An 8,854-nucleotide genomic window follows, 5' to 3' on the forward strand; every position below is an offset into this window, starting at 1 on the left:
CAAATCATGTCCTTTTTTTCCATCCGCAGCCTGTTGACCGCAAGTTTACTGGCGCTGGCAGCACCGGTTTTCGCCGATGGCTATCCGCAACGAGCCGTCAAGCTGGTCGTCCCCTTTCCGCCAGGCGGCACCGCCGACGTTCTGGCCAGATTGATTTCCGAACGCCTGTCGGCCGCCCTGGGCCAGCCTGTCGTGATCGAGAACAAGGGTGGTGCAGGCGGCGTGGTGGGCACCTTGGCAGTCGCCCGCGCCACCGCCGACGGCTACACCGCGCTGCTGACGACGACCGCCGTCGCGGTCAGCCCCAGCCTCAACCCGGCCGCCGGCTACGACGCCGAGAAGGACCTGACCCCGGTAATTAACGTCGCCGCCAGCCCGAACATCCTGCTGGCGACACCCGGTCTAGGCGCCAAAACGCTGCCGGAAGCCATCGCCAAGGCCAGATCGGGCAAACTCAACTACGGCACGCCGGGCGCCGGCACCACACCTCACCTGTCGGCCGAATACCTGTTCGGGACGCTGGCCGGCGTGACGGTCACCCACGTGCCGTACAAGGGCGGCGGCCCGGCGCTGATCGCCGGCATTGGCGGCGAAGTCGAGTTCGTGTCGATCCCGCTGCCGCCGGCCGTGCCGCACGTGAAAGCCGGCAAGCTGGTGGCACTGGCGGTTACCGGTGCAACACGCAGCCCGGTGCTGCCGCAGGTGCCGACGGTAGCCGAATCCGGCTTTCCCGGTTTCGAGGATGCCACCTGGGTCGGCCTCTTCCTGCCGGCCGGCGCGCCGGCCGAGGCGGTCAAGCGGCTGAATGGCGAGATCGAGAAGATCCTCGCCCGCCCGGAAGTCCGCGAACAACTCGCAGCCATCGGCTACGAGCCGGTCGGCGGTTCGCCGGCCAGGTTCGGCGCCTACCTGAAGCAGGAAGTCGCCAAGTGGCAGCGCGTCGTCAAGGCGACCGGGATCAAGGCCGAATGAGCGCCGACGGCTTCCACGGCGTCTTTCCCTACCTGGTGTCGCCGGTCGACGCGGCCGGACGGGTGAAAAGCGCCGTCCTCGCCCGCTTGTGCGACGACCTGATCGCGGCCGGCGTACACGGCCTGTCGCCGCTCGGTTCGACCGGCGAGTTCGCCTACCTGAACTGGGCGCAGAAGAAACGCATCGTCGAGGTCGTCGTCGACGCGGCGGCCGGCCGGGTGCCGGTGGTGCCCGGCGTCGCCGCCAGCACGACCGCCGACGCGGTGCGCCAGGCGAAGGAATTCGCGGCGCTCGGCTGCGCCGGCATCCTGGCCATCCTGGAAGCCTATTTCCCGCTCGACGACGAGGCCATCCACGATTACTTCGCGGCCATCGCCGGCGCCACCGACCTGCCGGTCGTGCTGTACACCAACTCGACCTTCCAGCGCGCCGACCTCAGCCTGCCGGTCATCGAGCGGCTGTCGCGGCTGCCGACGGTGCGCTACCTCAAGGACGCTTCGCCGAACACCGGCCGGCTGCTTTCCATCCTCGAGCGCACGGAAGGCCGCATCGAGGTCTTCGCCGCCTCCGCGCACATCCCCGCCGCCGTCATGCTGATCGGCGGCCGCGGCTGGATGGCCGGTCCAGCCTGCCTGGCGCCGCGGCAGAGCGTCGCGCTCTACGATTTTTGCCGACGCGGCGAGTGGACCGCGGCGATGGACCTGCAACGCCGCCTGTGGCGCCTCAACCAGGCCTTCGCCAAATACAACCTCGCCGCCTGCATCAAGGGCGGCCTGGCGCTGCAGGGCTACGCGGTCGGCGACCCGCTGCCGCCGCAGAAGGCGCTGTCCGCCAGCGGACGCGAAGACGTGCGGCAGTTGCTGACGCAACTGACCGAATTTCCATCATCCATTCACCAAAGACCATCACAGGGAGAAAACCCATGACCCATCGTCCGCTATCCCATCTCCTCGGCGCCTTCCTGGCCGTCGGCTCGCTGCTCGCCGCGGCCCCGGCCTTCGCCGCCGATCCGTGGCCGAGCAAGCCGTTCAAGCTGATCGTCCCCTTCCCGCCGGGCGGCGCCGCCGACACCGTCGGCCGCCTGTACGCGGAGAAGCTGTCGCTGGTGTTCAAGCAACCGGTGGTCGTCGAGAACAAGCCGGGCGCCGGCACTGCCATCGCCGCCGAGGCCGCGGCCAAGGCGGCGCCGGACGGCTATACGCTGTCGCTGGCGCCGGCCGGGCAGTTGACCGTGCTGCCGCACCTGAACAAGGCGATTCCCTACGATCCGTTCCGCGATTTCGCGCCGGTCTCCATCGTTGCCTCGGTGCCCTACGTGATCGGCGCCAGCGCCGTCACGCCGGCCCACAACGTCAAGGAACTGATCGCCGCCGCCAAGAAGGCGCCGGGCAAGCTGACCTATTCCTCGTGCGGCAACGGCACGCTGTGCCACCTGTCCGGCGAACTGTTCAAGAACCTGACCGGCACCGACCTGTTGCACGTGCCGTACAAGGGCAGCGCGCCGGCCGTCACCGCCCTGCTCGGCAACGAGGTCGACCTGGCCTTCGACACCCTGACCGTGCTGGCGCCGCAGATCAAGGCCGGCAAGGTCAAGGGCCTGGTGATTTCCGGCAAGGAGCGCTCGCCGCTGATCCCGGACGTGCCGAGCGCCAGCGAAGCCGGCCTGCCGCAGTTCGACGTCAATTCGTGGTTCGGCATCGTGGTGCCGGCAGCCACGCCGAAAGACATCGTGACGCGCTTGAACCAGGAACTGGTGCGCATTGCCCAATCGCCGGAAACCCGCGAGCGTTTGAGTCGCGGCGGCCTGGACGCGGTGCATACGACGCCCGACGCGTTCACCAAAACGATCCGCGACGACTACGCCCGCTGGGGCAAGATCGTCCAGGCGTCCGGTGCCAAGCTGGATTGAGGAGACTGTCATGAATGCACCCGCAGACCAGGCGGTCGACCAGGCTGCACTGCACCAGGCCCGCGTCGATCTCGCCGCCGCGTGCCGGCTGGTCGCGCTGTTCGGCTGGACCGACCTGCTCGCCACCCACCTGTCGATCCGCGTTCCCGGCCGCCACGACCGTTACTTGATCAACCCGCTCGGCGTCCTGTTCGAGGAAGTCACCGCCTCGTCCATCCTCGAGGTCGATCTCGACGGCCAGGTGGTGGCCGGCGACGGCGACCTCAACCCGGCCGGCATCGTCATCCACGGCGCCATCCACGCCAACGTCGAGCATGCCGCGGCGGTGGTGCATCTGCACAGCCGCGATGGCGTCGCCGTCTCCTGCCAGGAAGGCGGCCTGCTGCCGCTGACCCAGATGGCGCTGATGGTGCTCGGCGACGTTGCCTACCACGACTTCCAGGGCGTCGTTCTCGACGAGGCGGAGCGCGACTCCATCCTCGCCGACGTCGGCGACAAGCCGATCCTGATCCTGCGCAACCACGGCACGCTGGCGGTCGGCCGCAACATGGGCGAAGCTTTCGCCCGTATCTGGCGGCTCGAACGAGCCTGCCGCTTCCAGCTTGCCGCCCAGTCGGCCGGCGTGCCGCTGCGCACGCCATCGCCGGAAGTGATCGAGCGGACGCTCGAACAGGGGCGCCAGATCTACGGCACACAGGCCAGCTTCTTTCCCTCCGGCAAGCGGGAATGGGCCGCGCTGCTGCGCCGGCTCGACCGCGAATTGCCGGGCTACCGCAATTGAGCGCACTGCCGAACACTGCGGCGCCCCGCATTGCCGTCTTCGGTGCCGGCGCCATCGGCCTCTACCTGAGCAGCCGGCTGCTGGCCGCCGGCCTGCCGGTGACGCTGGTCAACCGCCCGGGCAGCCCCCTGCCTTTGCCGCTCACCGTCGAGGACGGTGAACGGTCGGTCGTGCACACCGATTTTCCGGTGCTGGCGGCCGACCGGCCAAAGGTTCACGATTTCGTCATCGTCACGATCAAGGCTCAGGAACTGCCCGCCGCCTGGCCGCAGATCCGACCCTGGCTGGGCGAATCCGGGCAACTGGTCGTCGCCCAGAACGGCCTGCCGTGGTGGTTCCTGCATCGTCTCGACGCTGGCAGCGTACTCCGCGCCGCCGACCCCGACGGCCGGCTGCTGCGCGGGATCGACCTGGCCCGGACGATCGCCTGCGTCATCCACAAGTCGGTCGACCGCATCGCGCCCGACCATGTCCGCGCCTTTGCCGTGCCCGGCGACCGCTTCGTCTTCGGTCGACCGCTCGTCAGCGATGAAAATGCCGCCGATGTTGCGGTCGACCGCCTGATCGCGGCATTTTCCGCTGCCGGGCTGAAGGCCGAAAGCGGCGGCGACATCGCCGGCGCGATCTGGGACAAGCTGCTCGGCAACGTCGTGCTCAATCCGTTGTCGGCCATCAGCGGCCTCGACATGGCGGCACTGCTTGCCGACCCGGCGCACTACCGGACCATCGTTGCCGGCATGCGCGAGGCGCAGGCCGTCGCGCTGGCCAACGGTCTGCCGGCCGGCCGCCCGCCGGAAGAACGGCTGGCGCGTACCGCCCAGGTCGCCGCCAGCGGCCATTTCCGCACCTCGATGCTGCAGGACCGCCGCGCCGGCAAAGCCCTGGAACTCGAACCCATCGTCGGCGCCGTGCTGGAACTGGCTCGTCGCCGCGCAGTACCCACCCCCACGCTGGCCCGGCTGTACGCCGAAGCCGGCCAACTTTCCCCCTGACTTCTGGAGCCACAACCATGAGCACCGAAAAACTCCTGACTTTCGTACAAGGCATCACCCGCCTGCTCGACAGCCACCCGGACGAAGCGACCATCCTCAGCCAGGGCCAGCCGCTGCTCGCCGAACTGGTGGCCAGCGACGACTGGCTGCCCGAACAATTCGCCCAGCCGCACCCGCAGTACTACCAGCAGTACCTGCTCTACGCCGATCCGCTCGACCGCCTGTCGATCGTCAGCTTCGTCTGGGGTCCGGGCCAGAAAACGCCGGTGCACGACCACCTGACCTGGGGCCTGGTCGGCGCCCTGCGCGGCCGCGAGCGGGAAACCAGCTATGAAAAACAGGCCGACGGCAGCTACCGGGAAACTGGTACCGCCTACCTGGCGCCCGGCCAGACCACTGCCGTCTCGCCGACCATCGGCGACGTGCACGAAGTCGCCAACGATCTCGCCGACGCGGTGTCGATCAGCATCCACGTCTATGGCCGCAACATCGGCCGCGTCCAGCGCCACGTTTTCGATCCGGCGACCGGTGCCGAAAAATCCTTCGTTTCGGGCTACGCTAGCGCCGTTGTCCCCAACCTGTGGAGCTGAACGATGGCCGCTGAGATTCGCCGGGCCGACTATGCCGAAGTCCGTGCCGCGCTGCTCGACAAGCGCGAGATCGCGCTGCTCGACGTGCGCGAGGAAGACCCGCACGCCCAGTCGCATCCGCTCTTTGCCGCCAACTTCCCGCTCGGCCGCATCGAGCTCAACGCCTGGGCGACGCTGCCGCGCCGCGACGTGCCCATCGTCACGCTCGACGACGGCGACGAGCAGGCCGCCGAAGCTGCCGCCCGCAAACTCATCGAACTCGGCTACAGCGACGTCGCCGTCTTTCGCGGCGGCGTGGCCGGCTGGGCGGCGGCCGGCGGCGAGCTGTTCCGCGACGTGAACGTACCGAGCAAGGCCTTCGGCGAACTGGTCGAGGCACGGCGGCACACGCCCTCGTTCTCGGCCGAGGAAGTGCAGGCCCTGCTCGACCGGAACGCCGACGTGGTCGTCGTCGACGTGCGCCGCTTCGACGAATACCGGACCATGAACATCCCCGGTTCGACCAGCGTGCCCGGTGCCGAACTGGTGCTGCGCGTGCCGGCGCTGGCGCCGAATCCGCAGACGCAGGTCATCGTCAATTGCGCCGGCCGCACACGCAGCATCATCGGCACCCAGTCGCTGGTCAACGCCGGCCTGCCCAACCCGGTCGCCGCACTGCGCAACGGCACCATCGGCTGGACGCTGGCCGGCCAGACGCTGCAGCATGGGCAAAATCGCCGCTTTCCTGCGGTCGACCGCAAAAATGCGCAAAAAGCCGCAGCCGCCGCCCGTCAGGTCGCCGACCGGGCCGGCGTCAGGCGCGCCAGCTGGGCCGACGTCCAGGCCTGGCAAGGGCAGCAGGGGCGCACCACCTACTTCTTCGACGTCCGCGACCCGGCCGAATACGAAGCCGGCCACCTGCCCGGCTTCCGCTCGGTGGCCGGCGGTCAACTGGTCCAGGAAACGGAAATGGTCGCCCCGGTGCGCGGCGCCCGCCTCGTGCTCGCCGACGACCTCGGTGTCCGCGCCGAGATGAGCGCCTCCTGGCTGGCCCAGATGAACTGGGAAGTCCATGTGCTCGATGCTGCGGTCGACCTGCCGGCCTTCAGCGAAACCGGCCCGTGGCAAACGCCCTTCCCGCCGACGCCGGCCGCGCCGCTGATTGCGCCTGCCGAGCTGGCCGCCCTGCTCGATGTGCCCGACGAAGTCGCCGTGCTCGACCTGACGCAGCACGCCAACTACCTGCGCGGCCACATTCCCGGCGCCTGGTACGCGCTGCGCTCGCAGATCGCCGACGCGCTGGCGCAGATCCCGCCGGCCCGCCGCTACGTGCTGACCTGCGCCAGCAGCCGGCTGGCCCTATACGCCCACGCCGAGATCCAGGCCCTGGTCGACGTGCCGGTCGTCGTGCTCGACGGCGGCAACGCCGCCTGGCAGGCCGCCGGCCTGGCGCTGGAAACCGGCCCGACCCGCCTCGCCTCGCCGCCCATCGACCGCTACCGCCGCCCCTACGAAGGCACCGACAACGCCAAGGAAGCGATGCAGGCCTATCTCGACTGGGAGTTCGGCCTGGTCGAGCAACTGGGGCGCGACGGCACGCACGGTTTTTTCGTGATCTGATCGCGAACATCCTCCAGGCAAAAAAATGCCCGCCGCGGAAATCCGGGGCGGGCAAATACGCAAACGCGCATGGAGAGAGATGACATGAAGGCCGCAGCCAGTCCTCAATGTAATGGTCGGCTCCCCCGGGCAAAACGATTTTGAATTGATAAGCTATTTCAGCGCACGGCGTATGGCGCCGATAGCGGCGAATACAGGACAGCCAGCGCAATGACCAGCATCGGGAAGGCCAAACGCGGCAGGCGACCGACCGGATGTGCCCGCCCGAATCGGCCGCCGACGTACAGCGACCAAGCACAACCGATCGCCGGCAGTCCCCAGGCCAACCCAGCTTGAAACCCGCCAACCGGAAAACCGAGTTCGCCGGCCAGACGGCACGCGTGCTGCATTGCGCCGAGCAGCCAGGTCATGCCACCGAGCGGAATCAACATGAAAGCCTGGCGTACGAACAGCAGCCGGTTGCCCATGGCGGCGATCGACAGGCCGACGGTGAGGCAAAGCGTCAGCATGCCGGCACCGCTCAGGATGTGCACGAAACGCGGTGACAGGCTCGGGGCGATCCCCGAAGCGCGCCACATGCCGGCCATCTCCGGTGCCGGGTGCATGACGCCGAAGCCCAGTCCGAACAGCACCACGATGATGCCAATGGCCCCGCCGATACTGGCCGGCCGGTCCCATGCGCCGGCCACCTCCTCCGCCGATGACCGCCAGGCCAGGCGCACCGCAGCGCGATGGCCGCTGCAGCGCCCGCACATGCTGCATTTCTCGTTGCCGCGCAGACGGCGCACGTCGAGCAGCAAGGGGCAATCGACGGCGCGCGGCAAGGGTTTCGGCGCGCCGTCCCAGGCCGCGCGGTCGACGCGGAAATGCAGCACGGCGCAGCGCGCCAGCAGCGAGAACAGACCGCCGGCCGGACACAGGTAGCGGCACCAGACGCGCTTGCCGCGGCCGATCAGCCAGCCGCACAGCACGGCGGCCAGCGAAGCGCCGCCGAGGGTGACGACGATGGCGCGCGGCGACTGGTAGGCGTCGACCAGGTGCTCGTAGAAGACGACCAACGAGAAGGCCAGCAGCGGCCAGCCGGACCAGCGCATCCAGGCGGGAATCTTGCCGCCGCGCCCGTGCTTGCTGGCCCATTCGGTCAACGCCCCGTCCGGGCAGAAAACACCGCACCAGAACTGGCCGAATAGCATCGTGCCGAGGATCACGGCGGGCCACCAGAGCCCCCAGAAGACAATCTCGGCGAACCCCGCCATACCGTGCAATGCGGCGGCGCGATCGGCCGGCTGCGGCAGCAGCGCCGGCCCGAACAGCAAGCCGTAGTAGACGACGACGAGCGCCCATTGCAGCGCCCGGATCCAGGCCTGCCGGCGCTGCAACCAGTCGCCGAGGGCCTCCAGGCGGGCATCGGCGAAGCCGGCGACGGCCTGCCGGACGATCATCCGCCGGCCTCGCCGCCCTTCCCGATCGCCTCGATGGCGCGCAAGGCCGCCTTGCGCACCTCGATGTCGGGGTCCTGCACGGTGCGTTCGCGCAAGGCCTCGAGCGCCGCCGCATCGCCGATCCGACCGAGCGCCCCGGCGGCTTCCTTGCGCAGGTTGCTGATCGGATGCGTCAGGTTGTCGATCAGCCCGGGCACCGCCGCGACCGCCCGCAGGCCGCCGAGCGCGGCGGCGGCCTTCAGGCGGACCTCCCAGGCGCTGTCCGCCAGTGCCCCGACCAAGGCCGGCGCCGACGCCGGTAACAGCAGTTTGCCGAGGGTGATCGCGGCTTCCTGGCGAACCTGCCAGTCGGCGTCGGCGAGGCCGGCGGCGAGGGCCGGCAGCACGGCGTCGTCGCCGGCGTAGGCCAGCGCGCCGGCGGCCGCCCGGCGGACCTCGGCGACGGCGTCGGCGCGCAGGCGTTCGGCCAGCCCCGGCAAGGCGTGGGCGTCCTTGAGATAGGCGAGCACGCCGACCGCTTCGCGGCGCACGGCCGGCGACGCGTCGGCGAGCAGGCCCAGGGCCGGTGC

9 protein-coding genes are annotated in these 8,854 nt (G+C 69.4%); 7 read left to right on the forward strand and 2 right to left on the reverse strand.

The window, feature by feature from the left end:
* Positions 1-6 precede the first annotated feature (6 nt).
* From L0962_RS17985 to L0962_RS18015, 7 genes are read left to right on the forward strand one after another with little or no spacing between them, the layout of a single operon-like run.
* Positions 7-972 carry a tripartite tricarboxylate transporter substrate binding protein gene (locus L0962_RS17985; protein ID WP_234087933.1) on the forward strand — a complete coding sequence of 322 codons (966 nt, stop codon included), beginning with the start codon at positions 7-9 and terminating at the stop codon, positions 970-972.
* A complete protein-coding gene (locus tag L0962_RS17990) occupies positions 969-1,898 on the forward strand; it encodes a dihydrodipicolinate synthase family protein (protein ID WP_234087934.1) in 930 nt (309 codons plus the stop codon). The genes L0962_RS17985 and L0962_RS17990 overlap by 4 nt, the downstream gene beginning before the upstream one ends.
* Positions 1,895-2,881, forward strand: a complete 987-nt coding sequence (locus L0962_RS17995) for a tripartite tricarboxylate transporter substrate binding protein (RefSeq protein ID WP_234087935.1) — start codon at positions 1,895-1,897, stop codon at positions 2,879-2,881. Before L0962_RS17990 ends, L0962_RS17995 begins: the two co-directional genes overlap by 4 nt.
* 10 nt (positions 2,882-2,891) lie before the next feature.
* Positions 2,892-3,662, forward strand: a complete 771-nt coding sequence (locus L0962_RS18000) for a class II aldolase/adducin family protein (RefSeq protein ID WP_234087936.1) — start codon at positions 2,892-2,894, stop codon at positions 3,660-3,662.
* Entirely contained in the window at positions 3,659-4,654 is a 996-nt protein-coding gene (locus L0962_RS18005) for a ketopantoate reductase family protein (protein ID WP_234087937.1), read from the forward strand. Before L0962_RS18000 ends, L0962_RS18005 begins: the two co-directional genes overlap by 4 nt.
* A gap of 17 nt (positions 4,655-4,671) precedes the next feature.
* Positions 4,672-5,244, forward strand: coding sequence for a cysteine dioxygenase (locus tag L0962_RS18010; protein ID WP_234087938.1), 573 nt, complete (start codon positions 4,672-4,674; stop codon positions 5,242-5,244).
* Between the two features lie 3 nt (positions 5,245-5,247).
* Positions 5,248-6,843: a rhodanese homology domain-containing protein gene (locus L0962_RS18015; RefSeq protein ID WP_234087939.1), complete on the forward strand. Its 1,596-nt coding sequence runs from the start codon at positions 5,248-5,250 to the stop codon at positions 6,841-6,843.
* Positions 6,844-7,001: 158 nt separating this feature from the next.
* Here L0962_RS18015 and L0962_RS18020 read toward each other — a convergent pair whose 3' ends face one another.
* Complete coding sequence (locus L0962_RS18020; protein WP_234087940.1) at positions 7,002-8,285, reverse strand: 4Fe-4S binding protein; 1,284 nt, start codon at positions 8,283-8,285, stop codon at positions 7,002-7,004.
* Positions 8,282-8,854: HEAT repeat domain-containing protein (locus L0962_RS18025; RefSeq protein WP_234087941.1), on the reverse strand; the 573-nt coding region annotated here is incomplete at its 5' end. The genes L0962_RS18025 and L0962_RS18020, both read right to left, overlap by 4 nt.

This window comes from Azonexus sp. R2A61 (genome assembly GCF_021401135.1).
Classification (GTDB): domain Bacteria; phylum Pseudomonadota; class Gammaproteobacteria; order Burkholderiales; family Rhodocyclaceae; genus Azonexus.

What these genes read in the sequence shown, in the direction of transcription:
- L0962_RS17985 (WP_234087933.1), top strand. Translation starts at nt 7, where the DNA reads ATGTCCTTTTTTTCCATCCGCAGCCTGTTGACCGCAAGTTTACTGGCG.
- L0962_RS17990 (WP_234087934.1), top strand. Translation starts at nt 969, where the DNA reads ATGAGCGCCGACGGCTTCCACGGCGTCTTTCCCTACCTGGTGTCGCCG.
- L0962_RS17995 (WP_234087935.1), top strand. Translation starts at nt 1,895, where the DNA reads ATGACCCATCGTCCGCTATCCCATCTCCTCGGCGCCTTCCTGGCCGTC.
- L0962_RS18000 (WP_234087936.1), top strand. Translation starts at nt 2,892, where the DNA reads ATGAATGCACCCGCAGACCAGGCGGTCGACCAGGCTGCACTGCACCAG.
- L0962_RS18010 (WP_234087938.1), top strand. Translation starts at nt 4,672, where the DNA reads ATGAGCACCGAAAAACTCCTGACTTTCGTACAAGGCATCACCCGCCTG.
- L0962_RS18015 (WP_234087939.1), top strand. Translation starts at nt 5,248, where the DNA reads ATGGCCGCTGAGATTCGCCGGGCCGACTATGCCGAAGTCCGTGCCGCG.
- L0962_RS18020 (WP_234087940.1), bottom strand. Translation starts at nt 8,285, where the DNA reads ATGATCGTCCGGCAGGCCGTCGCCGGCTTCGCCGATGCCCGCCTGGAG.